This window comes from Glaciimonas sp. PAMC28666, from assembly GCF_016917355.1.
In the GTDB taxonomy this organism is placed as follows: domain Bacteria; phylum Pseudomonadota; class Gammaproteobacteria; order Burkholderiales; family Burkholderiaceae_D; genus Glaciimonas.
In genome coordinates, this window is record NZ_CP070304.1 from 2,827,505 (window position 1) to 2,853,637 (window position 26,133).

A 26,133-nucleotide genomic window follows, 5' to 3' on the forward strand; every position below is an offset into this window, starting at 1 on the left:
AAGCTTCTGAAAAGCAAAGCCTTGGGTCTACAGGCATAATTGGTCGCTAAAGACGAACGCGATGCGCGTTTTTGTGTTGCGATCATTTAGGTTTGATTATTTAAAAACTCTTAATGCATTATGGTTCACGATAATGTGTCATTTGGCTTATAGCGGACTGGAGTAAAGATGGATTGGCATAATGCGCTGCTGGAAAGCCTGATATGGATAAGTAAGGCCTTTGTCATCAGCATCATCTGCATGAGTGTGATGGTGCTGATACTGGCGCGTTTTACGGTGTGGGGAAGACAATTTACCCGATTAACATGGGACTTCTTCAAGCCTTCACGTAGTAAACAACCGATGATCTGGTTGGCGGGAATCGTTTTCCTCACGCTGTTTTCGGTCCGAATGAATGTGCTGTTTTCATTTTGGTATAACGGGTTATACAGTGCGCTTCAAAAGCTGGACTCCAAGGTGTTTTGGTCCATGATCATGGTTTTTTCGGTCCTGGCTACCGTTCATGTGTTTCGTGCTTTGGTCAATTTTTATGTGCGGCAGGCTTTTTTGATTCATTGGCGGGTCTGGCTGACCAACAATCTGGTCGACCGCTGGCTATCCAATCAGGCCTATCATCGTACGCAATTTGTGGCACAGAAAATTGATAACCCGGACCAGCGTATTCAACAAGATGTTGAAGGGTTTGTGTCCAGTTCGTTAGCCTTATCGATGGGCGTGTTGGATTCTATTGTTTCACTTTTCTCTTTCAGCATTATCTTGTGGGGTCTGTCCGGCGCGCTTGGCCTATTCGGGGTCGAAATCCCGCGGGGCATGGTTTATCTGGTTTACGTGTATGTATTGATCGCCACGGTGTTTGCAGTGAAGGTCGGTCGGCCACTGATGCGACTGGCATTCTTGAGTGAAAAATTCAATGCAGATTTTCGTTATGCATTGGTGCGCATACGCGAATACGCAGAAAATATTGCTTTTTTTCGCGGTGAGAATGTCGAGCGGAGCGCGCTCGCTGCTCGGTTCAGTAACGTTATCAGCAATATGTGGGCGATCGTTTCGCGATCACTCAAATTTCAAGGCTTAAATCTGGTCGTTAGTCAGATCGCGGTCGTGTTTCCGTTAATCATTCAAGCGCCGCGTTTTTTCAGCAAACAGATTACGCTGGGCGATATGATGCAAACTTCCCAAGCATTTGGGCAAGTTCAGGACGCGCTCTCATTCTTTCGTAACGCTTACGATGATTTCGCCAGCTACCGCGCGATCATGAATCGTCTGACTGGTTACCTGGATTCAATCGATGCGGCGGCAGAGTTGCCCGGTCCGCAAATCGACTATCGTCAGAATGCGTTCATTGTCGATCGACTGACTGTCACCACGCCAGAGCAACTAACGCTGGTGGAAAATCTCAGTGTCAGTCTGATGCCAGCGGCAGCGCTGTTAATACGCGGTCGTTCGGGAGTCGGCAAGACCACCTTGTTGCGTGCTGTGTCTGGATTATGGCCTTACGTGAGTGGCGAAGTTATCCGTCCAGACGTTGAGCATGCCTTGTTCCTGCCACAAAAGCCGTATTTACCCTTAGGCACGTTGCGCACCGCGTTGCATTATCCGCACCTTGTCCATGGCGATGAGTCTGCTGCTGAAGTCCTGCGCCAATGTCAGCTCAGTCATTTGATTTCTCAGCTCGACGATCAAGCCGACTGGACCCAAATTCTATCGCTCGGTGAGCAGCAACGTCTGGCGATTGGAAGGGTGTTATTGAGTCGGCCTCAAGTGGTTTTTCTCGATGAAGCGAGTTCGGCCATGGACGAAGGGCTGGAGCATGCAATGTATCAATTGCTGCGCGAGTCATTGCCGCAAATGATTATGGTCAGCGTCGGGCATCGCAGCAGCTTATCCGTATTTCACACCCAGGAGCTGGAGTTGCTAGGTGCCGGAAAATGGCGGCTCGCAACGATTTAATGAGCGAAATGTGGGACATTACCGCTTGCTATCAGTGCTATCAGTTGCTATCGGTCGCTACTGATTGCTACGAATGCGCTAGTGGTGTGGTCCGATTGACATAAAAATGGCTACCTGAAGTAGCCATTTTTTCATGCTTTTTATGGAGCGGTTTTGCTCCGCAATCAGATTATTCTTAAATCTTCTTAGCCAATTCTGCTGCATAACCAATGTAATTTGCAGGCGTCATCGCCAGCAAAAGATCCTTGGCTTCTTGCGGGATTGCCAGCGTCAGAATGAACGTCCGCAATGCTTCTTTGGAGATGCCTTTACCGCGCGTCAGTTCCTTCAATTGTTCGTACGGATTTTCGATACCGTAGCGGCGCATCACGGTTTGCACTGGCTCTGCCAATACTTCCCAGGTTGCGTCGAGGTCTTCCGCCAGGCGTGATGGATTGACTTCCAGCTTGTTCAGGCCGCGCAAGCAACTGTCATACGCCAATAACGTATAGCCAAGTCCGACGCCGATATTGCGCAGCACAGTGGAGTCAGTCAAATCGCGCTGCCAGCGCGAGACCGGCAATTTTTCTGACATGTGTTTGAGGATGGCGTTGGCCATGCCGAGGTTGCCTTCTGAATTTTCAAAGTCAATTGGATTAACTTTGTGTGGCATGGTCGACGAACCTATTTCACCGGCTTTAAGGCGCTGCTTGAAATAACCCAGCGCAACGTAACCCCAGATATCGCGGTTCAGATCCAGCAGGATGGTATTTGTGCGGGCGACAGCATCAAACAGCTCAGCCATGTAATCGTGCGGCTCGATTTGAATTGTGTACGGGTTATACGTCAGGCCAAGGCGTTGCTCGATCACGTTTTTGGAGAAAGTCTCCCAGTCGAACGTCGGGTAAGCGGATAGGTGTGCGTTGTAATTGCCAACGGCACCATTCATTTTCCCCAGAATTTCAACATCTCCGATACGTTTGGCGGCGCGCTGAAGGCGAGCGACGACGTTCGCCATTTCTTTACCGAGTGTGGTCGGGCTGGCTGGCTGACCATGTGTCCGTGACAACATCGGAAGCTCTGCATTCTCGTGCGCCATTGCAGTCAGTTTGGCGATCAATTGCTGCAGTGAGGGCAGTAAGACAGTGTCGCGCGCCGCTTTCAGCATCATGCCGTGCGAGGTGTTGTTAATATCTTCCGAAGTGCAGGCGAAATGGATGAACTCTGACGCGGCAACCAGTTCCGGCACATCCTTGACTTGCTCTTTAAGCCAATATTCGACCGCTTTCACGTCATGGTTGGTGACCGCTTCGATTTCTTTGATCCGGGCTGCGTCCGACTCAGTAAAGTCAGCGGCTATTTTGTCCAGATGGGCACTGGCGGACGCTGAAAACGGCTTGATTTCGGTGAAACCGGCATTTGAAAGGGCTTGCAACCAGGATATTTCTACTTTGACGCGGTGGTGCATGAAGCCGGATTCAGACAAAATTGGGCGCAGTTTGTCTGTTTTAGCGGCATATCGGCCGTCTAGCGGAGAAAGGGCAGAAAGAGCAGTGAGGGACATGATAGGGAAAGATCAAAAAAGTGAATCAAAGCGCCGAACGTTTCTTTGGCGAAACCGTAGTTTAGTTATTACTTGAATAAGGACTAATATTGTTGCATTATTTGTAATGGATGAATGCTAGGGTGACGGTGTAAAAGGCAAAAGGAGCCATCCAGACCGACATCGCGCAAGTCACGACAGGAGTTGAATTTTACCATTTGCAAGATGGGTGATCTGTTGTTTTGCATGTCGGCCCGAGTTGGGAGTTGCCGAAAACGATAAACACCGAGTTATAATCGGGTCCAATTATTTCTATAAGTATCATATGAAGCTGATCGGTTCTCTGGGTAGTCCCTACGTACGTAAAGTCCGCGTTGTCATGGCGGAAAAAAAACTCGACTATACTTTTGTCCTGGAGGACGTCTGGGCTGAAAATTCGACAATTCAGATTTCAAACCCGCTCGGCAAAGTGCCGTGCCTGGTGATGGAAGATGGCGGCGCGATGTTTGACTCTCACGTGATTGTTGAATATCTCGACACCTTGACCCCGGTCGGTAAATTAATTCCTGCCAATACGCGGGAACGGGCTGAAGTCAAATGCTGGGAAGCGCTAGCGGATGGCATAGCGGAAGCGGCAATATTGATGCGGCTCGAACGCTTGCAACGTCCTGTGGAGCAACAAAGCGAAGCCTGGGTAGCCCGTCAGCGCAGTAAAGTGGAGGCTGGATTGAAAGCAATGGCCGTCGGATTAGCTGAGAAACCGTTTTGCTCGGGCAATCATTACACACTGGCGGACGTGGCTGTCGGTTGCGCATTAGGCTGGTTGAGTTTCAGATTCCCTGAAATTGAATGGCGCGACACCTATCCTACTCTCGCCAAGCTCTGTGATAAATTATCTGAACGCGCATCTTTCAAAGACACTGCACCCCAATAAGCTGGCAGAAGTTGTCATTTCTACTTGTGGTCGTCGCGTGCGTTATCCGGCGATTGATTTTTTTTGGTTGTAAAAAACGTCGATGGCGATTCTCCAAAGGTTTTCTTAAACATCGCGGAAAATGCCGATTGGCTAGCATAGCCGAGTTCGGCGGCGACCAGTGAAAGCGGCATGCCGCGGGAGATCATCGGCGCGGCATGTGCCAGTCTGATTTGCTGCCGCCACCGCCCAAATGTCACTCCTAAATCTCGCTCGAACAAGCGTGCCAGTGTTCTTTCGGATGCGCCAACCCGTTGCGCCCATTCGCCTAGCGTCAGGGCGGAGCCGGGGTCATCAAGCAAGGCCTTGCATAAAGTAACCAGTCGCTTCTCAGTGGGTAAGGCGACCCGGATCGCTTGTGTCTCGGCATTGACCAGCTCGTTCAAAATAAGTTGGGTGATCAGCGATTCGCGGGCGTTTTCTTCCTCCGTGGCCGTAGCCGTCACGGTTAATGCTGCGATCAATTCTCGCAATAACGACGAAACTTCCAGAACGATGCATCGGTCGCCTTTAAAGGGCGTCACGCTGGTATGGATGTAGAGCGCACGTAACTGGGCTTTTTCAATCGTCTTGATTTCATGCACGACGTGCGGCGGAATCCAGATTGCGCGTAATGGCGGTACGATCCACGTGCTGTTGCCGACCGAAACCCTAAGCGTTCCTTCAGGAGCGTAGGTAACTTGTCCCCAAGGATGCCTATGCGCGTGCAGAACCGCGGCGGCATCAAGATCGCGCGCTCGCATGCGAACGGGGTGACGCTGATCCGGGACAGAATCCGCAAGATTAATCTGAGTGTGTTTGTGGATCTCTAATGGCATTATGCGTGGTTTGCTTCCTGGAATGAACTTGGAATCGGGCTGAGCGACGATTGGCAGAAATACGACAGAAGTTGACATTTTATCTTAAAACAGTCTATGCGTTTTTGCTTACACTGCTGATATTGTCTTTGGCACGGTCAGCACGCTCGTGTCATGCGCGTTACGACGATCCCAACGTTTTTTACTTTTCTACTGACTCGCCATGCAAACAGCCATAAATCAATTACCGACTTCGCAGGAACAGCAAAGTGCCGAAAAAACCGGCTTTCGGGTTCTCGGAGCGATCAGTTTTGCACATTTTCTGAACGACATGATCCAATCGCTGATTCTGGCGATTTATCCTTTGTTGAAGGCGACCTTTAGTCTGAGTTTTACGGAGATCGGGCTGATAACCCTGACCTATCAGATTACCGCTTCGATACTGCAGCCGGTGGTTGGTCTGTATACGGACAAACATCCGAAGCCTTATTCCCTGGCGGCGGGGATGTGCTTTACTTTGGTTGGTTTGATAACACTGTCGATGGCGCCCAGTTTTGGCATTTTGCTGGTAGCAGCGGCGTTGGTGGGGACGGGGTCGTCGATCTTCCATCCGGAGTCGTCACGCGTGGCGCGCATGGCCTCGGGTGGACGTCACGGTTTGGCGCAATCGATATTTCAGGTGGGCGGGAATGCAGGAAGCTCAATGGGACCGTTGTTAGCGGCCTGGATCATCATCCCACACGGTCAAAGCAGCATCGCCTGGTTTTCGTTGGCGGCCTTATTGGCAATCGCTGTTCTGTGGCAAATCGGCAATTGGTACAAGCTGCAAGGGCGCGCCAGTAAAGGCAAGGGTGGTAAAGCGCAAAAGTCATACGTTGCTTTGCCACGCAAAAAAGTACTGTTTTCGATCGGTATCCTGTTGGTGCTGATTTTTTCGAAGTATTTTTACATGGCTAGTCTGAGCAGCTATTACACCTTCTACCTCATCGACAAATTTCATTTGTCAGTGCAATCGGCGCAGGTTCATTTGTTTGTGTTTTTATTTGCGGTCGCCGCCGGCACGATGTTGGGTGGTCCTATCGGAGACCGCGTTGGGCGCAAGTTGGTGATTTGGGTATCGATATTGGGCGTTGCCCCATTTACGCTGATGTTGCCATATGCCAATTTATTCTGGACCGGTATTTTGACCGTGATTATCGGCTTGATTCTCGCTTCTGCATTTTCAGCGATTCTGGTATTCGCTCAGGAGCTGGTGCCGGGCAAAGTCGGAACGGTATCAGGCTTATTCTTCGGTTTCGCGTTTGGCATGGGCGGAATTGGTGCTGCAGCGTTAGGTAAACTGGCGGATATGACCGATATTCACTTTGTATACCAAGTGTGCTCTTTCCTTCCATTGATTGGATTACTGGCCGCTTTTCTGCCGAATCTCGAGGGGCATAGGCAAAAAGTGGTGCCAGGTTAAGTTGGGCAAGCCGTAACCAAAAACAGAGTTGAAGTTTAAAAAGCGCGCTTACCTAAGGTAAGCGCGCTTTTTTGTCACTATTTCCAGCGACGCAATCACATCTTGCGTAACATCATTTCTTGTTTGCGGCGGCCCACTGTTGCAACGCCTGCATAGTATTCTCGACGTGCTTTTCAGGGCTCAAACTGCTGTATTCGTAGATTATATTGCCGTTAGGAGCAATGACGTAGGACACACGATCTGCGTAACTTGTTTTGGATAACAGTACGGAATCATATGACTTCATGATGCTTTGGGTCGTGTCTGCCGCGACAGGAAATTTGCTACGACATTCACTCAACGAAAATTTGTTGAGTGTCTCGATATTATCGTTGGAGACACCGATCACAGTGGCGCCGAGCGCCTTATAACGATCAGTTGCGTCAGCAAACAGATGTGCCTCAATCGTGCAGCCTTTGCTGAATGCAGCGGGATAAAAATAGAGCACAACCGGCCCTTTTTTTAGTTCGTTGGCCAACGAATAAGTAAATACTTTTCCGCCCAGAGAAGCCTCGGTAGAAAAATCGGGCGCTTTTTCGCCGACTTTTAATGCAGCCAAAGCTGGTGCAATCACTGCGGCAGACATTACCATTCCGGCTATCCATCTTTTCATGTCGATTCCTTTAATAAATAACCATCCATTAAGTGATGGCTATCATGCGACCATAACGCCGCTTTGTCGACTGGATTTTAATCGCCGCGGATAGCGACGCGGTTAGTGTCCGCCGCCCCAATGACCGCCACCGCCGCGTCCGCCACCTCCACCGCGCCCGCCGCGACCCCAGCCGCCGCCATGGCCCCAGCCACCGCCTCGACCGCCACGCCAACCGTTGTCCCAGCGGTAGGGGCTGTAGCCATAGTTCGAATAGCCGAACCCTAGTGATACTGAAGGGGCAACGTAAAGCGGTGCGGCGCCCACATAAGCGCCATCCACTGAGCCGTAAGGGGTATAACCACCGTCATATCCGTAACCGTTGCCATAACCGTCATACGGAACGGCGACACAACCACCGAGCAACAGCAGTCCACCTAACGCGCCAGTCAAAAGAATTTTTTTCATGATCTCTGCTTCCTTGTCTTTATCTTGTCTTGGTCTTGTCTTGATGCAAGTTTAGATGCAGAACAACTGGTGAAGTTCATAAGCCGATTTTTTGTGTCCTGACGACTATATTGCCAACCGCCGTGGCGTCGGCCGCGATTTGCATCGATCTGTACTCGATCTGTATCTAACGAACCGCTATATTTTGTTCGTTGCCGACAGGCAGCACTATTTCTGGTTAACTTTTGATTCTCAATTTACAATTGGTAACCAAATGCCGCGCGAAAACGATCATCGATTTCTGCACGGTCAAGCGCGTGATTTTGCGGACCTTGCTCTGCAATTTTGATGCTGCCCATTAAATTGGACAATCTGGTAATGGTAGGCCAGTCCATGCCTGTGCTTAACCCGTAAAGCATTCCTGCCCGGAAGGCATCGCCGCAGCCGGTTGGATCGAGTAAACGCTCAGCCTTTACGCATGGAATCGTGACTTTATTGCCGTCCGCAAATAAGTCAGCGCCAAGTTCGCCACGTGTCACGACCAACGCGGTCACCCGATCCGCAATTTGGGTCAGGCTCAGGCCTGTCCGGGAGGTGAGTAATTCTGCTTCGTAATCATTAACGGCAACGTACGTCGCCAGATCAATAAAATGCCTTAACTCCGCCCCGTCAAACATCGGCATGCCCTGGCCGGGGTCGAAGATGAGTGGAATCTTGTGCGATACCGCATGTTCGGCGTGTTGCAGCATCCCGTCGCGGCCATCTGGGGCAACGATTGCGTATTTCACCGCGCTATGCGTGCTTAAACCAGCGATAGTCACTTCATGCGAATGTGTCATTGCGCCAGGGTGGAAGGCCGTAATCTGATTGTTATCTGCGTCGGTGGTGATAAAGCATTGCGCTGTGTAGATGGAATCAATTGTACGAATGCCCGCACAAGAAATCCCCAGCTGTTGCAGTCGTTCCAGATAAGGTCCGGCATCGTGACCGACGGTCGCCATGATGAGTGGTTCGCCGCCCAGCAGTTTCAGGTTGTAAGCGATATTGCCCGCGCAGCCGCCGAAATCACGGCGCATGGTGGGGACCAAAAAGGATACATTGATTTTATGCAACTGGTCAGGCAGAAGGGCGTCAGCAAATCGACCGGGATATTGCATGATGACGTCGTAGGCTAATGAACCGGAGATGAGGGATGTCATAGTTGGTTTTAAGGAGAAGGAGAAAATCGATTGGAATGCTGGTCGTCACTCTGGTCGCAAAAATCGTCATACTGATCTGAACGCCAACTCCGCAGTTTAGCGATTTGCGCGCAAAAACTTACGGATAAAATAAATAAACGCGATATCCGGATGCTTTTAACTGTAATAGCTCAAATGTTAATTTCACCGGACGCTCGGTGTTTCGATGAAAACCCTCTGCCGGATCGGTCGGGGCCGTCAGATAGTCGCCAGGTGCAAATACACGCCGTGCGACCGTTTTGTCGCTGGCGTCGTTCAAAGTGAGTTCAATTGACGGCCACGCCTGCACAGTGCTGCTGCGATTGCGCATCAGTAATGTCAAGGCATAGAGATTGCGGTCCGGCGCCATCAATTGCAGTTCATTGGATTCGATCGATAAATCATCGATATGCATCGGTAAATTTAGCTGGCATCCGAGTTTGCCGCAGACGCCCTGTAACACAGGCTTAAGAGGAGGAAAACTGGCCGCTAATTGATCCCGGTAGTGATACCCAATTTGCCCAATCAGGGCGAAGGCAAGAATGATGCTCCCGATCCACATGCCGGTCCGAACAACACCCCCAACACGTTGTTTACGCTTGGCTTGTTGCATAAATCGTGGTTCTGTCAGGACGTCCTGCTGTCCCAGGTCGGCCTGATGCAGACTTTCAGGATTAACTTGCTCGCTGCTGCCGTTCAAGGTGACGTCGGCCCTGCTCGTAGTCGTCAACTCTGCTGAGGTTTTCTTCTTCCCATTCCACTGCCGATTTTGAAGCTCATCGATCAGTCGATCCAGCTCTTCGTCCTCTGCGCTATCCAAATTATCCGACATGAATACATTGTCAGCGTACAGCGTGTTTCCTGATGCAACCTGAAAAAGTGTCATGCGCTGGAGCGGATCATCCTCGCCTTGTGGACGGGGAAGTTCGTTATCCTGGGATTCATTGCTAGTGCTACGATGCCAGACATCAGGCGACTTTTCGACGCTATTTTCGGCAATTAGAGGCTGATTTGAAATTTTGGCGGCAGCATTGGGTGTTTGGTACGGTGGCGTTGGGGGAACCTCACCCGGCCTCAGCCGAGCAAACGATGGCTGAACTGGCTGAACTGCCTGCTGTGCTGACTCTCTTGAACTTGCTTCTGCCATCCCGACCCCAACAGGCGTAAGAGGTGGAGAATGAGTTGGCGCAGAAATGGTCGATAGAGCATCATTGCGCGATGACGACGGTGGCGCTGAGTCCGCTAAGGGTAAATTCTGGGGCGTTTCGTTCCGACGCTCGAGCGCGCCAAACCACTTATTCGCGACAGGAGCAGGGTTGGTGGTTTTGGTCGGCGTAATTGCGGGTGGAACGGATGACGAAGATGCGGCAGTCGAAGCTGCGGCAGTCGAATATTCTGCAACAGGCGGTACTGCATGGTAAGCGGGCGACGCTTGAGAATGATCTCTTTCATCCTTTGCCACGATAGGGCCAGGGGTATCCGCCGCCGCCGGATGGTCCGGCCGCACCAAATGTTCAATACCATTGAACACTTCACGGCAAGATCCGCAACGGACCAGGCCCGCACGCAATTTCAATTGGTCGTTAGCGACCCGAAACGTGGTTAGACAATGGGGGCATTGTGTCGCCAGCGCCATAATTATCTATGCAATCCAGCCGACTTGCTCGGCAAACATCCTGACAATGCAACCCAGCCGTCCTGCTCGCGCCATACCGTCAGTTTGATCCAGGGCGCATAAGCCGCAATGACATCTTGCGCCTGATCTGCCAGGACCCCTGACAACGTAAGGCTGCCGCCAGATGCTACGCGCGCGCACAACATCGAAGACATCAGTTTTAATGGACCGGATAAAATATTAGCAACGACGATGTCATAGGTATCCGACCCTGATTGTTTGACGAAATCATCAGGCAGATAATAATCAATCTGGCAATGGTTGCGGGTGCTATTGTCGCTCGCCGAGACGATCGCTTGTGGATCGATATCGACGCCGATCACGCTGGTTGCACCGAGTTTTTTTGCCACCATCGCTAAAATACCGGAGCCGCATCCATAATCTAGAACCGTTTCGACGGTATGTTCACCCAGATGGGCTTCCAGCCATTCCATGCACAAACGTGTAGTTGGATGGCTACCAGTCCCGAAAGCCAGTCCAGGATCAAGTTCCAGAATCAGACCATTGGCGTCGGGCGCATCGTGCCAGCTAGGCACCACCCAAATATTTTTACCGATATGGATCGGCGCAAATTGCGACTGGGTTAACCGCACCCAATCTTGTTCTCCGACTGAGCGCAGCGTGTATGCAGGCGCTGCTGGCAAGCCGCAAGCCAAGGCTGCGACTGCAACGATTGCAGCGTGATCAACGTCAACGTCACTTAACGCAACAACCCGACTGCGTTCCCACGCAGCCTCCTCCGGCTCCATACCTGGTTCACCGAATAAAGGTTGTTCGGCGGCCGTGCCTTCGTCCGCATCTTCGACCGAGACCGATAGCGCGCCAGCTTCCATCAATGCGTCTGACAACGCTTCAGCGTGGCTGCGCGCAACTTCTATAACAATTTCGGTCCAGCTCATGTGCAGCCTTACTTCTTTTCAGGTTTAGGAACGTCTGGTCGTTCGGCCAGTTTATGTTCCAGATAATGGATGTTGGTTCCGCCTTCGATAAAGCGGGCGTCTATCATTAGTTCACGATGTAACGGAATGTTGGTGCTGATACCTTCAACGACCATTTCCGACAGCGCGATCTGCATACGTTTGATTGCTTGTTCGCGGGTAGTGCCGTACGAAATGACTTTGCCGATCATTGAATCGTAGTGCGGTGGCACGTAATAACCCGCGTAGGCATGTGAGTCGACCCGAATGCCTGGACCGCCAGGTACATGCCAGGTGAGGATTTTACCCGGCGATGGCGTAAATTTAAACGCATCTTCGGCGTTGATACGACATTCTATCGAATGGCCGGTCAGATGGATATCGCGTTGGCGATAACGTAATTTTTCGCCCGCGGCGATATGAATCTGCTCCTGCACAATGTCGACCCCGGTGATCATTTCGGTGATCGGATGTTCAACTTGCACACGGGTGTTCATCTCAATAAAATAAAACTCACCGTTTTCATACAAGAATTCAAATGTTCCAGCCCCGCGATAATCCATTTTGCGGCAAGCTTCCGCGCAACGATCACCAATTTTTTCAACGATCTTGCGCGGAATACCGGGTGCCGGTGCTTCTTCAATCACTTTTTGATGACGACGTTGCATGGAGCAATCACGTTCACCCAGCCAAATAGCGTTTTTATATTGATCAGCTAAAATCTGAATTTCCACGTGACGCGGATTTTCCAGATATTTTTCCATGTAGACTTCTGGATTGCCGAATGCTATGCCAGCTTCGGTTTTCGTCATGGTCACGGCATTTGCTAATGCCGCTTCGGTGTGCACCACGCGCATTCCGCGTCCACCACCACCACCTGAGGCTTTAATGATGACCGGATAGCCGACCTTGCGGGCGATCTTGATGACCTCTTTCGGATCGTCCGGTAGTGCGCCTTCTGAACCGGGAACGCACGGCACGCCAGCACGTATCATTGCTTGTTTGGCTGATACTTTATCGCCCATCAAGCGGATATTCGCCGGGCGCGGCCCAATAAAAACAAACCCCGATTGTTCCACGCGCTCGGCAAAGTCGGCATTTTCCGAGAGGAAACCGTAGCCAGGATGAATCGCTTCCGCGTCGGTGACCTCAGCCGCGCTGATAATTGCGGGCATGTTTAAATAACTCAGGCTTGATGGAGCAGGGCCGATACAGACGGACTCATCCGCCAGTTTGACATATTTGGCGTCGCGGTCAGCTTCTGAGTGGACCACTACGGTTTTGATGCCCATTTCACGACATGCGCGTTGTATGCGCAGGGCAATTTCGCCGCGATTGGCGATGAGAATTTTTTCAAACATAGTAAATGGTATTCCGTGGCTAATATTTCAGCGTAAGTTCGAGTGATATCAAGCGTTCGGGTGGCAGATGAAGACGACGCGTTACGAGGCTATCGGATCATCCGGCTAGCTGCGCCGGAATCGTCCCGGATGCTCCGTAAGTTAATTCGGCGCGCCAGAATAAGCTCCCCTGGTGAGAATTGGTCGACGAAATTAACCGATAATAAATAAGGGTTGCCCAAATTCGACCGGTTGGCCATTTTCCACCAGAATCTTCTTCACTACGCCCGTGGCGTCAGCTTCAATCTCATTAAGCAACTTCATTGCCTCAATAATGCACAACGTTTCGCCTTCCTTAATCTGCGAGCCGACTTCTACGAATACCGCCGCGCCTGGCGCTGACGAACGATAGAATGTGCCGACCATCGGAGACTTAACGATGTGACCCTCTGGTACTGCGGGCGCTTCAACCGGTGCGCTGACCGGCGCTGCCATTTGAGGCTGGTAGGCTTGTTGCGCAACTTGCTGCGGCATCATGACAACCTGATTGTGCGATGACTTAACAATGCGCACCTTGCTTTCACCTTCAGTGACTTCCAGCTCTTCAATGTCCGATTCAGCGACCAGGTCGATTAGCGTTTTGAGTTTTCTCAAATCCATAATGCAAATCCTTCAGTGTATGTTTAAAAGTGTTAACGAATGAATGTCTGCCATTCTTGTTCTTTAGTAGGCAGATCCAAACGATTGGTACAAGTTAATTGTCAGGGCTTCCGCAAAATCGCTTGAGCGGCGTGGATGGCGTGTAAGCTTCGGTATTAAGGCTAAAGTTGCTTAATTGAAAATGAAATGGCAATGCGGTAACCCTCTACGCCCAGCCCGCAGATGACGCCAACTGCAATGCCTGAGAGATAAGAATGATGCCTGAATTCTTCTCGCTGGTGAACATTGGAAATATGAAGCTCCACAAAGGGTATTGCGACACCAGCCAGCGCATCTCTTAACGCAACGCTGGTGTGTGTTAAGCCGGCCGGATTGATAACGATAGCATCTATCCCCTCCGCTTTAGCGGCATGAATCCGATCAATCAGCGCACCTTCATGGTTGCTTTGAAAATGCGCAAGACGCACGCCCGCCTCGGCAGCCTGAGCTTGCGCTGCCAGCACGACATCCGCTAGCGTTGTTGATCCATACACTTCTGGCTCACGTGTGCCCAGCAAATTCAGGTTCGGGCCATTGAGGAGAAGTAAATTTTTTGCCATGGAGATGGTGCTTCGTTTGACGACGTTGAGCGCATTTTGCCGTTAAATGACTTTAACTGGCAAGCGGAATTTTGTTATCCATCAATTCTGACTTAAGTGGTGCTGTATCTTTTTATATTTTGCCGACGCAGAAAGGGCCCTGTTTTGATTCTAAAAATGCAAATTTTTATGGTTGTATTAATGATAAATCTTTACGTAACTCATCGAACTTAATGCTTCCAAGATAACTCTTCTTAACCTGTCCGTCGGCCCCGATCAGCACCGTAAAAGGGAGGCCACCTGCAGCATTCCCAAATTGGCGCAACAGCGCCGTTCCATCCGTTCCGGCGACATATAAAGGATAAGTGATTTTATATTTGGCTGCGAATTTTGCGATTGCGTCTTGCGAATCAATACCTATGCCAATTACATGAATATCTTTTTTTACAAGCTCAGCCCGTAATGCATTCAATTCGGGCATCTCTTCAACGCAAGGTCCGCACCAGGTTGCCCAAAAATTAACAATTAATGGTTTGCCTTTCCATTGGGATAAAGGCTCTGGTTTACCGGTGGCTTCGGCCATCGATTGGGCGAACAGATTAGCTACGGCGGGTGACTGCGGAGCGGAAGGCGTTAAACGCTGAAGATTGAAATAGACGCCAATCGCGCAAAATAGAATCGCAATCGGGACATATACCAGTAATTTTTTTTTCATTAGATTTAAGTTGTCTGAGAAAAAGGGTCAATTATTTGCGGCTTAGTAAGATTGTTTGCTCCTCTAGCAACAAACGCGCCGTAGGCAAATCTGCTCGTTCGCGCCGTCCCGAAGCTGTTTTTGCCGGTCTGATACTACCCCGTAAGGCGTCAGTTTCATATAGCGTCAAGTGGATTCCCTCATTTTTATAAACAAAATGGAGTATTTCAGCTGATCGGTTATCCGACTTTCCGCGCGAACCCTTTGCTGTGTGGTAATTGCTCTCCAGATCAGAAACGGAGAATTGCACATTTTTATTCAGTAAGTAAATCTCTACGTCCTTAGGGCTCTCCACGAACAATTGTAAATGGATGTCGGAGTGTTCACCGGCAGTACCATTGCAGACAGCGCCAGTCAGATAGGGGGAAAAGGGGGTGAGGTCAGTCATCACTTCGACTGCAATTTTTCTTAAATGCAATAACCTGATGGGCTGCGTTTCAGCGAAAAACAATGTGTTATATAAATGCACTTCCTCTTCTATCTGACTATTATCGGGCATTAAATCGCTACTAATTCGTTTGTTTCCCAACAATTGTTGCGCCGCTTTAAGCTTGGCAGTGCCGTAATCCGCACCGTCTTCTGCGATGAAACGTGCTGCAATAGCGGCAATTTTCGATCTCACTTGATGAGGTTGATCCATGGGTTGATCCATTCGGGATTTTTGGAATGACGTGACCATTATGGCCATGACAGTATGATTGCGTGCTGCGCGCCGGTTCGAGCCATTTCGGCCCGCAATGTCTCTGTAAACAGGTAAAGCATAAGCCTAAATGATAAATACGCGTTCGACTTTTGCCGACTGCGTGAGTGTGTCAGGTAAAATTCATTATTCTTCTTTTACGAATGTTGACACTTTAGAATGCACATCCATATCCTGGGTATTTGCGGCACCTTTATGGGCGGTTTGGCCGTTCTGGCAAAACAAGCTGGACATAAAGTCACCGGCTGCGATGCCAACGTCTATCCTCCAATGAGTACGCAACTCGAAGCGCAGGGGATACAGTTAATTCAGGGCTTCAGCGCCGAGCAGATTGCCCTGGCACCGGATTTGTTCGTGATAGGAAACGTGGTATCGCGTGGCAATCCTTTAATGGAAGAGATTCTCAACCGGGGTTTGCCATATACCTCCGGGCCGCAATGGATCGGTGAGCATATACTCTCCGACAAATGGGTCCTGGCAGTCGCCGGTACGCACGGTAAAACCACGACCTCGGCTATGCTGGCGTGGATTTTGGAAGATGCTGGCTACAATCCTGGCTTCCTCATTGGCGGAGTTCCAATGAATTTCGGCATTTCGGCGCGCCTCTCTGGAACCGAAACTGATACATCTGCGTCGCCCTTTTTTGTGATAGAAGCGGACGAATACGATACGGCGTTCTTCGATAAACGCAGCAAATTCGTTCATTACCGCGCAAAAACTGCGATTTTGAATAATCTGGAATACGATCACGCTGATATTTTTCCCGATCTTGCGGCTATCGAAACGCAGTTTCACCATTTGGTTCGTACCGTGCCAGGTATAGGCCGTCTGATTGTCAATGCGCGGGAACCCGCTTTGCAACGGGTGTTGGCAAGAGGCTGTTGGAGCGAAAAGGAAGCATTTGGGATTGCCCAAACGGATCCAGTCAGCGCAGTGCAGCAAGGCTGGTCGTTGACGACGCACGCTGATGGCAACTTTGATGTGATTTTCAATGGCGAATACCAGGGACCTGTGGCATGGTCGCTGACTGGCGAGCACAATCGCATGAACGCTCTGGCGGCCATCGCAGCAGCGCGGCATGTCGGCGTGCCAACGGCGCAGGCGCTTAAGGCATTGGGCCGCTTCAAAAACGTTAAGCGCAGGATGGAATTGCGCGGTATCGTCAATCAGATTGCCGTCTATGACGATTTTGCGCACCACCCGACCGCGATTAGTACAACTATCGCCGGTTTGCGTAAAAAAATCGGCGATGGAAGGATTTTGGCGGTTTTGGAACCGCGCTCCAACACAATGAAACTTGGCGCGATGAAAGAGGCGCTGCCTGAAAGTTTAATCGACGCTGATCTGGTGTTTGGATACGGGGTCAAAGGCGATGGCAAAGAAGCATTGGGGTGGGGTCTGGCCCAAGCCCTAGCGCCGTTAGGTGAAAAAGCCCAGGCTTTCGATGCGCTAGATCGCCTGGTGGCAGCGGTGACGTTAGCCGCCCGCCCGGGCGACCAGATACTGGTGATGAGCAACGGCGGTTTCGGCGGCGTCCATCAAAAAATTCTGGATGGGTTATCAAAACTTTTTGCCTCTACAGGAGCCCCCACTCTGACGCGATCATGATCCTTGGGTCGTAAGCTATGACTTATACGCGTTAATTTTTGAGCTTTGATTTATGCGCCATTATTGGTGAACCTTTCTTTATGATTCTTTATTTACATGGTTTTCGCTCGTCTCCTTTGTCCTTTAAGGCGCGTCTGCTGGATGAACGCTTGCGTGCTGTAGGGTTGGAAGACACGTATGCCTGTCCTCAGCTGCCCGCCTCGCCGCGCGCTGCGGTCCAACTCGCGCAGGCTATTATTGCGGGGCGCGATCCGGCCGACGTGACTGTGATTGGATCATCGCTCGGCGGCTTTTACGCCACCTGGCTCGCTGAACTGACCGGGTGCCGCGCAGTATTACTGAATCCTGCGATTAAGCCACCGCGCGATCTTGAAAAATATGTTGGCATGCACTCGCAGTACCATTCAGATGCGCCCTTCGAATTCAAGCGCGAATATATTGCCGAGCTTGAAGCGTTGGTGACGCCAAAAATTACCTTGCCGTTACGTTATTTTCTCATCGCAGCCACAGGCGACGAGATTCTCGACTGGCACGAAATGGTAGATCACTATCCGTTGGCGCAACAAACCGTCATCACCGGGAGCGATCATGGGATTAGCGACTTTGCCCATTATGCTGATGCCGTATTGGCGTTTTGCGGAGTAGACGTTGATCCCGCGTTGGCCGGTCACTGATGGCGCGAATGTCCAGTTTTGCCAAATGGCATGATCATCCAAACGGCGTCCATCCAACGGCGTTGATGCGCGACTGGTTGACCGATCGCGCCTCGCTGACTTATAAGTTGATGGAACATTGCACCCAGTTTAGGGTGCAGTGTTTGCATCAGCACCGCGCCCTTTGTCTGGCCGACGAATACGCCGCAATTTCGTTGCCACAACGCCAATTGGTACAAGAACGAGATGTATTGCTACTCTGCGATGGACGTCCGGTAGTGTTAGGTCACACGGTCCTGTCAATGGCGGCCACTACGACTGAGTGGCCATTTTTTGGGACATTGGGCGAGCGTTCTTTAGGCACCACGTTGTTCGGCGATCCGCTCGTGGCGCGTGGGCAATTGCAATTCAGCCGTTTATATCAGGGCCATCCGCTGGTGCGTCGTATGTGTTCGGCAATCGGCATGACCGCATTTTCTTCGCCGCTGTTTGCGCGACGTTCAACCTTTTGTCGCAAGGCCGGCATGATGCTGGTGACTGAAGTATTTTTTCCGGAGATTAAACTATTACGAAAGGTCTTGCGCTAGCCTCACGGAGGCCGGGTTTTTTGTGGAACAAGTATTAAATTGGTTTTTTTTCATCGATATTTTTAAACAATGTTGTGTCCTTATGGTTTTCGATCGACAGTCGAGAACGGATTTACGCAAAGCAGTTTGTCACTTTGTCACTTCGTCCGTATTTGACAATGCCTCGCCAGGTTATACCTGATGGGTGAGCAGTTTTGCGTAAGTTTTATGAAGTAAGCCCTCAAGATTAAATGCAGGCGGTATCAACTAGTCGTCAGTTGTCATCACCGTGATACCCAGAATCTATAAGTAAAGTAATCAATGAATCTATTTTTTGAAGAGTCCGGCGACTTTAAAGCAGGGTCTGTTTTGTCAGAACAAGGCGAGGCTTATCAAGTCGAATTACCTACCGGTAAACGGAGCAAAATTAAATCCAAAGATGTGTTGATCCAATTTAACGCACCAACTCCACAACAACTACTGGATGACGCTAAACAGATTGCGCAAGAGGTGGATGTTGATTTTCTGTGGGAAGTAGCGGGTCTGGAGGAGTTTGGTTTTGCAGAATTGGGGACCGAATACTTCGGTCACGCTCCCATCCCTTCGGAAGCGGCGGGATTGCTAATGTGTTTGCATTCAGCACCGATCTACTTCTATAAGAAAGGCCGTGGACGCTATAAGGCAGCGCCGGAGGTGTCGCTTAAAGCCGCCCAGGCTGGCGTCGAGAAAAAGCGTCAGCAAGCGCTAATACAGGCGCAGTACGTCGACCAATTGGTAGCGAATCAACTGCCCGATGTGATGGGGCCATTGGCGCTGCAATTGCTATTCAAGCCAGATAAAAATAGCATCGAATATAAAGCTTTCGACGCCGCTTGCGTCGCCTTGCAAACGACGCCGCAACGGTTGATGTTGGCAGTCGGCGGCATCGCATCGCCCAAGGACCTGCATTTTTCGAAGTTTCTGTTCGAATTTTTCCCGAAGGGCGTCGGTTTCCCCGTGATACCGGTGCCTACCATCCCCACGGTGGCAAACTTGCCTTTGGCGGATGTCCGGGCATTCTCCATCGATGACGTAACAACGACTGAAATTGATGATGCACTCTCGGTCATGACGTTGGCGGACGGCAACATCCGCATCGGCATTCATATCGCTGCGCCAGGATTGGCGATCAAGCGTGACGATGCGATCGATGCGATTGCGCGTCACCGCATGTCAACCGTCTATATGCCCGGCGACAAAATCACCATGTTGCCGGATGCGCTGGTAGAAGCATTTTCGTTGGACGAGGGTAAAAATTGTCCTGCTTTATCGCTCTACGCCACGCTTGATCCGGTGGACTGGCGCTTGATCAGCACCGAAACCAAAGCAGAACTGGTGCCGATCTCCGCCAATTTACGCCATAACACGCTCGATATGCTGGTGACCGAAGACAATTTGGCAAGCGGAGAAGGCGATTATCCCCACAAGGCCGATATCGCCGTTCTGTGGCAATGGATTTCTGTACTCGAGCAGGGGCGAATGGCAAAGCGGGAAAGTTTCGGCTTACGTCCGGAACAAAATAATCGCGTCGATTTCAATTTTTACGTAGAAGACGACATTGTTACTATTGCCCGCCGCAAGCGCGGTGCACCGCTCGATAAGATCGTTGCCGAACTGATGATCTTTGCCAATAGCACCTGGGGAAAATTAATGAACGACCACGGTGTGCCGGGGATTTATCGTGCACAAGGTGGTGGCAGCGGTGGCTGGGCCACGAAAATGCAAGTACGCATGGTAACGCACGCCGCGCCCCATCAGGGCCTGGGAGTCGACCAGTACGCATGGAGTACTTCACCCTTGCGTCGTTACACGGATCTTGTCAATCAATGGCAGATTTTGGCGTGCGTTGAAGGCGGCGTCGCCGCGCCGCTGGTGGCACCCTTTAAACCACGAGATGCTGACCTGTTCGCCATTGTTTCCGCGTTCGATGCGACTTACGCAGGTTATGGGGATTTTCAATCGACCATGGAGCGCTATTGGTGCCTGCGCTGGCTAGGGCAGGAGAAGGCAAAGCAGGTGGAAGCGGTAGTATTGAAGGACGAAGTGTTGCGCCTGACGGATATCCCTTTGGTAATCAAGCTGCCAGGCATGCAGCAAGTGGCGCGTGGCGCGTCGGTCAAGCTTGATGTCATTCGTTGGGACGAAATTGATTTGAGTATCGAAGTACGCTTGCTGGAAGTGTTGACGCCGCAGGCGAACGTAGCGGAAGGCGATCCAACCGATCCAGCCGATGATGACCAGATGGCAGAGGAGCTTAACGCGGCCATGGATTTGCCGAATGAAGTTTCTGAAATCAATGAAGTCTCTGAAACCAATGAAGATCCGGAAAACGGCGAAAGCAATAGCATCGGCGACGGTCAGGTCGACGATAGTGGGGCGGAAGACGGCGCGAGCAATAATGAAAATGCCAGCGCAGACCGCGCTACTGGCTCCGACTTGAAATCCTGAGCTTTTGACGACGATTGGGCGACACTCCTTGCGACCCGTAAAACCATTTACTCAAAATCGGATTTTATATATTGCCATCGCCATTTCGGTTTTGGTCCATGGGGCTTTGCTCGCGGTGCGTTTTACGCTGCCCGCCCCCGCCAGGATTAAGCCTACCGATCCGGCGCTGGAAGTAATTTTGGTAAATGCCAAAAGCCAGAGCGCGCCATTGAAAGCCGAAGCGTTGGCGCAAGTGAATCTCGACGGTGGCGGTAATGCCGATGCCGGACGCGCCAAGTCACCTTTACCGGATATGCAGAAGACAGAAGACGGTGACAGCCTCAATACCGCCGAGCACCGGATAGCCGAGCTGGAGCAGAAGCAGCAACAGATGTTGTCGCAAATGCAGAGCGCAGCACTATTTTCGGTCCAGGAACCATCGCCCAAAGACCATTGGTCAGATGCGGTTCAATCGACGGACGGGAATGATTTAACGCCCGATGCCAAAGCACTGCGCCGCGAGCAGGCCGAAATCGCCAAGAGTATTGAAGACTACAACAAGCGGCCAAAGAAAACGCTGATTACACCAAGCACGCGCGGCGTCCAGTATGCGATGTACTACAAAACCTTTGCCGATAAAGTAGAACGCTTGGGAACCTTGAATTTTCCTCACAAGAATGGCAAGAAATTGTATGGAAAACTAGTTGTGTCGGTTCCGATATTTCAAGATGGCACGATCTATACAAAAGACGGGGGTTTGGAAGTGGAAAGAAGTTCCAGCGTTCCCGGCCTCGATGCAGCTGCCTTGCGAATAATTCAAAGAGCCGCCCCGTTTAAGCATTTTCCGCACAGCATGCGTTCGGGCGGCCCGGATGAAGTGTGGGAAGTTATTGTTACCCTGGATTTTTCGCGTGAAGGACAACTTGAGACAGAATTGCGCAGTGCAAGTATCGATTAATTTCCCGTGGGAATATAATTATTTTCAGCGCGCACCGCGGGTAGGTTTTAAGACGGCATAATGCTGTGGTTGCTTGCCTTCTCATCATCGCTTCTACGGCGTTCTTGGTTTTCGATCATTATCAGGCATTATAAATACCGTTAAAATGTCAGTCCGACGTTTCAAAAAAATAACATAAAAAATAGCCACCACCTATGTCCGCACCAGTTTTAAATCCGGTCGCATTGCCTGCGGCAACGTTAATCTCCGAGGCAGCTTCACTCAGCGCTGACCGCTATGTCGTCATCGGTAATCCAATAGCACATAGCAAATCCCCCGATATACACGCGCGCTTTGCGTTAGAAACCGCTCAATCTATCGACTATGCGCGCATGCTCGCGCCGTTGGATGGGTTTGAGGAGGCTGTGCAGGAATTTGTTCGGCAGGGCGGTAAGGGCGCTAATGTGACGGTTCCTTTCAAACTAGCCGCCTACGCAATGGCCACCAGGTTGACCGCCCGCGCTGAGGCTGCTGGTGCGGTTAACACGCTCGCGTTCAGCGATGGCGAAATACTGGGCGACAATACCGACGGCATTGGTTTGGTGACCGACATTTTGCGGAACGCAGGCACGCCAATCGCCGGGAAGCGGGTCCTGTTGCTGGGTGCTGGCGGCGCAGCGCGGGGAGCCTTATTACCATTATTGCAGAGCCGACCAGTCCAGTTGGTGCTCGCCAATAGGACGGTCGCCAAAGCGCAGGAACTAGCCGCGCAATTTGCCCAGAAATTTCCCAAAGAAAATACCATAGTTCCATGTGGCTTTGCTAATGTCGACGGTCCCTTTGACCTGATCATCAACGCCACCTCTGCCAGTCTGGCAGCTGAGGTGCCACCAATCCCGGTGAGTGTTTTTGGTGCACGGACTTTGGCTTACGACATGATGTATGGCAAACAGGCCACTGTATTTATGCAGTTTGCCAGCGCGCATGGGGCGAATGTGCGCGATGGATTAGGGATGCTGGTAGAACAAGCGGCTGAGGCATTTTTTGTCTGGCGCGGTGTTCGGCCAAGTACCGCTGAAGTCTACGCTGCGTTGCGCGCGCAGCTCTGATCTGACGGAAAGATAAAGATGAAATCTGTCAGCAAGGCCGTGTGGCGTCTGTTCCTCGTTCTGATTGTTGCGATAATGGCGTTACAACTCTACTTCTTCGTGCAAATTTGGTGGTGGGTTGATCACAATCCCAACTCGACCAGCTTCATGCGACACCAACTATCAATCCTAAGAGAAACGAATCCTACGATCCAGTTGCAATACACATGGGTGCCGTACAACCGTATTTCGACTAATTTGAAGCGCGCCATCATCGCTTCGGAAGACGCAAATTTTTCGGAACATGAAGGGGTTGACTGGGATGCTTTGGAAAAAGCCTACGCACGCAACAATAAAAAAGGCAAGATCATGCTCGGCGGTTCCACCATCACCCAGCAACTGGCTAAAAATCTTTTTTTATCGGGCGAGCGTAGTTATATTCGCAAAGGTCAGGAATTCGTCATCACTTACATGCTTGAATTTTTGATGGATAAAGAGCGGATTTATGAAATTTATCTAAATGTCGTCGAATGGGGGAGTGGCGTCTACGGCGCCGAAGCGGCCTCGCAACATTATTATCGGACTTCTGCAGCCAATCTCGGTGCTAGTCAGGCGGCACGTCTGGCAGTGATGCTGCCGCGCCCTCGTTTCTACGACAAAAATCGCGGGTCGAGTTACTTGGCGAAGCGAACCGGTCTGATTTTGCGACGCATGGGATCGGCTGAATTGCCGTAACTGGAAAGACCAATTATGTTGGGTGTGAAAGAAATAACCGGTAATGAAGCGAAGGCTTCAATACCGGTTATTTTCCATCTGACGCTATTTAGTGTTGTAACGACTAATTAAGCGCTTAGCGCAACTTTGCAAATGCCCCACGCGCCGCCGTGATGGTTGCTTCAATCACCGCATCGTCGTGTTGGGCAGAAACGAACCCGGCCTCGAAAGCAGACGGGGCGAGGTAAACGCCAGCATCCAGCATCGCATGGAAAAATACATTGAATTGCGCTTTATCGGTGGCCATCATTTCTGCAAAAGTGTTCGGCACTTTTTCGGAAAAATACAGGCCGAACATCCCGCCGATAGCGTCAGCGCAGAACGCCACGCCAGCCTCTGCCGCAGCCTGCGTCAGGCCTTGAGTTAACTTAAGAGTCTGCGCGCTAAGGTGTTGGTAGAAGCCTGGCGCCTGAATCAACTTCAGGGTTGTCATCCCGGCTGCGACTGCAACGGGGTTTCCTGAGAGCGTGCCGGCCTGGTAGACAGCACCGAGCGGTGCCATGTGCTGCATCAAATCGGCGCGACCGCCGAATGCCGCCACCGGTAAGCCGCCGCCGATGACTTTGCCCAGGGCGGTAATGTCCGGCACCACTCGATACAACGCTTGCGCGCCGCCGAGGGCCACGCGGAATCCGCACATGACTTCATCAAAAATCAGCACCGCGCCATATTTGGTGCACAAACTCCGCATCGATTGCAGAAATTCGGGCGTGGCGCGAATCAAATTCATGTTCCCGGCAACCGGCTCTACTATTACACAGGCAATCTGGTCGCCCATGTTGACAAATGCTTCTTCCAGTTGGGCGACATCGTTGTAGTCGAGAACCATCGTATGCTTGACGAAGTCCGCCGGGACGCCGGAGGAGGTCGGATTACCGAAGGTCAGCAAACCACTGCCGGCTTTGACCAGCAATGAATCTGCGTGACCGTGATAGCAGCCTTCAAACTTGACAATTTTGTCGCGCCCGGTTGCACCGCGGGCCAGACGCAGCGCGCTCATGGTGGCTTCGGTACCGCTCGACACGAGACGCACTTGTTCAATTGATGGCATTAACTTACAGATTTCTTCGGCGATCAGGATCTCACCTTCGGTGGGCGCACCAAAGCTTAATCCCCGCGCGGCAGCATCTTGAACTGCTTTGACGACGGTTGGATGGGCGTGACCGACGATGGCTGGGCCCCAGGATCCAATGTAGTCGATATAGCAACGCTCATCTACATCCCAGAAATAAGGTCCTTCAGCACGCGTGATGAAGCGCGGTGTGCCGCCAACCGAGCGAAACGCACGCACGGGCGAGTTGACGCCACCGGGTGTCGTTAATTGGGCGCGGGAAAATAAGGTGTCGTTATTGGAGGTCATCTTGTTAGCATCAATAGAAAATAGGGTGCGAGTCCGTTTTTTGACCGCAAAAATATGACCGCGAAAATCAACAGTCAGGCTGGCATCGCTGGCAACGTCACGAAAGTGCCGGTGGATTTTGTACCTCTTGTTCGCCTGGTTCTTCAGCAATTCCGTCCAGGACGTCTTCCCGCGCCCAAAAGAAACGATCGGGGACCAATTTCCCCATACCAAGCCGCTGCGCCGCCATGACTGCAGCGAGCGTAAACTCTTGTGCTTCCGCCACGGCTTCTGGAACGTCCAGCCCATTTGCCAGCATAGCTGCAATGCCAGCAGCAAGCGTGGTGCCAGCGCCGCTAAACGAGCCGGAGACGCGCGGCCAGCTATCTTGTCGCAGAATCCCGGTATCGTTAAAGAGTGTATTGCTGACTTCCGCTGCGGTTCCAGGAGTTCCTGTAACGAACAGATATTCGCAACCCAATTCAATGATGTGCATCGCATCGACGGCTGACAAGTCTTGTGTCGACGGTTCTCGCCAGGTCTCGGCCAGTCGGGACAATTCCACAGCCGACAACACCATTACCGTGCTTTGCGGAATCAATAATTCCCGCATTGCGGTCAGCAGATCCTCGCTATCCTGGCCTTGATCCGGCATCGCTGTAAGGAATGGATCGAGAATCAATGGAATGTCAGGATAGTCAGAGACAATCTCTGCGATCACGGAAACACTTTCGATACTGCCGATTGCGCCGACCTTGAAGGCGGCCACCGGCATATCTTCAAGTAGGACACGGGCTTGGTCAGCGACCCAATCGGCGTCAATCTGCTGTGTATCTTCGATACGCGCAGTGTCACCGATCAAAATCGAGGTAATAACCGATAATCCATGGCAACCCATAGAGGAAAATGTGGCAAGATCTGCCTGAATTCCGGCGGCGCCGACGGGATCAGCAACACCGAATGTCAAAATAAGAGGAGAAGTTTGGTTTTGCACGACTGTTAGATTAAGATATCCGACTTTACATTTTACTTGATTGAAGGGTTTCCGCCGTGAGCAATACCAACGAAACATCGAACGA

At 51.2% G+C, this 26,133-nt stretch carries 24 protein-coding genes; 10 read left to right on the top strand and 14 right to left on the bottom strand.

The annotated features are described in order from the left end of the window. The first annotated feature begins 168 nt into the window (after positions 1–168). Positions 169–1,950: an ABC transporter ATP-binding protein/permease gene (locus JQN73_RS12160; protein WP_205319048.1), complete on the top strand. Its 1,782-nt coding sequence runs from the start codon at positions 169–171 to the stop codon at positions 1,948–1,950. 175 nt (positions 1,951–2,125) lie between these two features. On the opposite strand, the gene purB is transcribed toward JQN73_RS12160, so the two are convergent. Further along, positions 2,126–3,493: an adenylosuccinate lyase gene (gene purB / locus JQN73_RS12165; RefSeq protein WP_205319049.1), complete on the bottom strand. Its 1,368-nt coding sequence runs from the start codon at positions 3,491–3,493 to the stop codon at positions 2,126–2,128. A 304-nt stretch (positions 3,494–3,797) separates the two neighbouring features. On the opposite strand from purB, the gene JQN73_RS12170 reads away from it, so the two are divergent. Continuing rightward, positions 3,798–4,406 (top strand): glutathione S-transferase N-terminal domain-containing protein, encoded by a 609-nt coding sequence (locus tag JQN73_RS12170; protein ID WP_205319050.1) that lies wholly within the window; start codon positions 3,798–3,800, stop codon positions 4,404–4,406. 20 nt (positions 4,407–4,426) lie between these two features. Here the strand turns inward: JQN73_RS12170 and JQN73_RS12175 are convergent, their stop codons facing one another. Further along, a complete protein-coding gene (locus JQN73_RS12175) occupies positions 4,427–5,341 on the bottom strand; it encodes a helix-turn-helix transcriptional regulator (protein ID WP_370551239.1) in 915 nt (304 codons plus the stop codon). Between the two features lie 124 nt (positions 5,342–5,465). Between JQN73_RS12175 and JQN73_RS12180 the strand changes: the two genes are divergently transcribed. Further along, positions 5,466–6,704 (top strand): MFS transporter, encoded by a 1,239-nt coding sequence (locus JQN73_RS12180; protein WP_205319051.1) that lies wholly within the window; start codon positions 5,466–5,468, stop codon positions 6,702–6,704. Positions 6,705–6,816: 112 nt separating this feature from the next. Here JQN73_RS12180 and JQN73_RS12185 read toward each other — a convergent pair whose 3' ends face one another. From JQN73_RS12185 to JQN73_RS12230, 10 genes are all read right to left on the bottom strand, one after another. Then, positions 6,817–7,356 (bottom strand): peroxiredoxin, encoded by a 540-nt coding sequence (locus JQN73_RS12185; RefSeq protein WP_205319052.1) that lies wholly within the window; start codon positions 7,354–7,356, stop codon positions 6,817–6,819. Positions 7,357–7,458: 102 nt separating this feature from the next. After that, on the bottom strand, positions 7,459–7,803 hold the full coding sequence (locus JQN73_RS12190; protein ID WP_205319053.1) for a hypothetical protein: 345 nt from the start codon (positions 7,801–7,803) through the stop codon (positions 7,459–7,461). A 236-nt stretch (positions 7,804–8,039) separates the two neighbouring features. Next, on the bottom strand, positions 8,040–8,981 hold the full coding sequence (locus tag JQN73_RS12195) for a carbohydrate kinase family protein (RefSeq protein WP_205319054.1): 942 nt from the start codon (positions 8,979–8,981) through the stop codon (positions 8,040–8,042). Between the two features lie 118 nt (positions 8,982–9,099). Continuing rightward, entirely contained in the window at positions 9,100–10,635 is a 1,536-nt protein-coding gene (locus tag JQN73_RS12200) for a DUF3426 domain-containing protein (protein ID WP_205319055.1), read from the bottom strand. A 2-nt stretch (positions 10,636–10,637) separates the two neighbouring features. After that, the gene (prmA, locus tag JQN73_RS12205; protein WP_205319056.1) at positions 10,638–11,573 is read right to left on the bottom strand and encodes a 50S ribosomal protein L11 methyltransferase; all 936 of its coding nucleotides are present in this window, start codon (positions 11,571–11,573) and stop codon (positions 10,638–10,640) included. An 8-nt stretch (positions 11,574–11,581) separates the two neighbouring features. Further along, the gene (accC, locus tag JQN73_RS12210) at positions 11,582–12,952 is read right to left on the bottom strand and encodes an acetyl-CoA carboxylase biotin carboxylase subunit (protein ID WP_205319057.1); all 1,371 of its coding nucleotides are present in this window, start codon (positions 12,950–12,952) and stop codon (positions 11,582–11,584) included. A 192-nt stretch (positions 12,953–13,144) separates the two neighbouring features. After that, a complete protein-coding gene (gene accB / locus JQN73_RS12215; protein ID WP_205319058.1) occupies positions 13,145–13,591 on the bottom strand; it encodes an acetyl-CoA carboxylase biotin carboxyl carrier protein in 447 nt (148 codons plus the stop codon). Between the two features lie 161 nt (positions 13,592–13,752). Next, the gene (gene aroQ, locus JQN73_RS12220; protein ID WP_205319059.1) at positions 13,753–14,190 is read right to left on the bottom strand and encodes a type II 3-dehydroquinate dehydratase; all 438 of its coding nucleotides are present in this window, start codon (positions 14,188–14,190) and stop codon (positions 13,753–13,755) included. Between the two features lie 166 nt (positions 14,191–14,356). Then, a complete protein-coding gene (locus JQN73_RS12225) occupies positions 14,357–14,752 on the bottom strand; it encodes a TlpA disulfide reductase family protein (protein WP_370551240.1) in 396 nt (131 codons plus the stop codon). Positions 14,753–14,915: 163 nt separating this feature from the next. Next, positions 14,916–15,563 carry a hypothetical protein gene (locus JQN73_RS12230; RefSeq protein WP_240162242.1) on the bottom strand — a complete coding sequence of 216 codons (648 nt, stop codon included), beginning with the start codon at positions 15,561–15,563 and terminating at the stop codon, positions 14,916–14,918. A gap of 219 nt (positions 15,564–15,782) precedes the next feature. Here JQN73_RS12230 and mpl point away from each other — a divergent pair, with 219 nt between their 5' ends. The 7 genes from mpl (at position 15,783) to mtgA (ending at position 23,676) form a co-directional block, all read left to right on the top strand. Next, complete coding sequence (mpl, locus tag JQN73_RS12235; protein ID WP_205319062.1) at positions 15,783–17,231, top strand: UDP-N-acetylmuramate:L-alanyl-gamma-D-glutamyl-meso-diaminopimelate ligase; 1,449 nt, start codon at positions 15,783–15,785, stop codon at positions 17,229–17,231. An 80-nt stretch (positions 17,232–17,311) separates the two neighbouring features. Beyond that, on the top strand, positions 17,312–17,905 hold the full coding sequence (locus JQN73_RS12240; protein ID WP_205319063.1) for a YqiA/YcfP family alpha/beta fold hydrolase: 594 nt from the start codon (positions 17,312–17,314) through the stop codon (positions 17,903–17,905). A gap of 8 nt (positions 17,906–17,913) precedes the next feature. Then, positions 17,914–18,471, top strand: a complete 558-nt coding sequence (locus JQN73_RS12245; RefSeq protein ID WP_240162243.1) for a chorismate lyase — start codon at positions 17,914–17,916, stop codon at positions 18,469–18,471. 300 nt (positions 18,472–18,771) lie between these two features. Beyond that, on the top strand, positions 18,772–20,937 hold the full coding sequence (locus tag JQN73_RS12250; RefSeq protein WP_205319065.1) for a ribonuclease catalytic domain-containing protein: 2,166 nt from the start codon (positions 18,772–18,774) through the stop codon (positions 20,935–20,937). A 28-nt stretch (positions 20,938–20,965) separates the two neighbouring features. Further along, positions 20,966–21,874 carry an energy transducer TonB gene (locus tag JQN73_RS12255; protein ID WP_205319066.1) on the top strand — a complete coding sequence of 303 codons (909 nt, stop codon included), beginning with the start codon at positions 20,966–20,968 and terminating at the stop codon, positions 21,872–21,874. Between the two features lie 194 nt (positions 21,875–22,068). Beyond that, positions 22,069–22,962, top strand: coding sequence for a shikimate dehydrogenase (gene aroE / locus JQN73_RS12260; protein ID WP_205319067.1), 894 nt, complete (start codon positions 22,069–22,071; stop codon positions 22,960–22,962). An 18-nt stretch (positions 22,963–22,980) separates the two neighbouring features. After that, positions 22,981–23,676, top strand: coding sequence for a monofunctional biosynthetic peptidoglycan transglycosylase (gene mtgA, locus JQN73_RS12265; RefSeq protein ID WP_205319068.1), 696 nt, complete (start codon positions 22,981–22,983; stop codon positions 23,674–23,676). 115 nt (positions 23,677–23,791) lie between these two features. Here mtgA and hemL read toward each other — a convergent pair whose 3' ends face one another. After that, complete coding sequence (hemL, locus tag JQN73_RS12270; protein ID WP_205319069.1) at positions 23,792–25,075, bottom strand: glutamate-1-semialdehyde 2,1-aminomutase; 1,284 nt, start codon at positions 25,073–25,075, stop codon at positions 23,792–23,794. Positions 25,076–25,172: 97 nt separating this feature from the next. Then, positions 25,173–26,048: a hydroxymethylpyrimidine/phosphomethylpyrimidine kinase gene (locus tag JQN73_RS12275; protein ID WP_205319070.1), complete on the bottom strand. Its 876-nt coding sequence runs from the start codon at positions 26,046–26,048 to the stop codon at positions 25,173–25,175. Positions 26,049–26,133 lie beyond the last annotated feature (85 nt).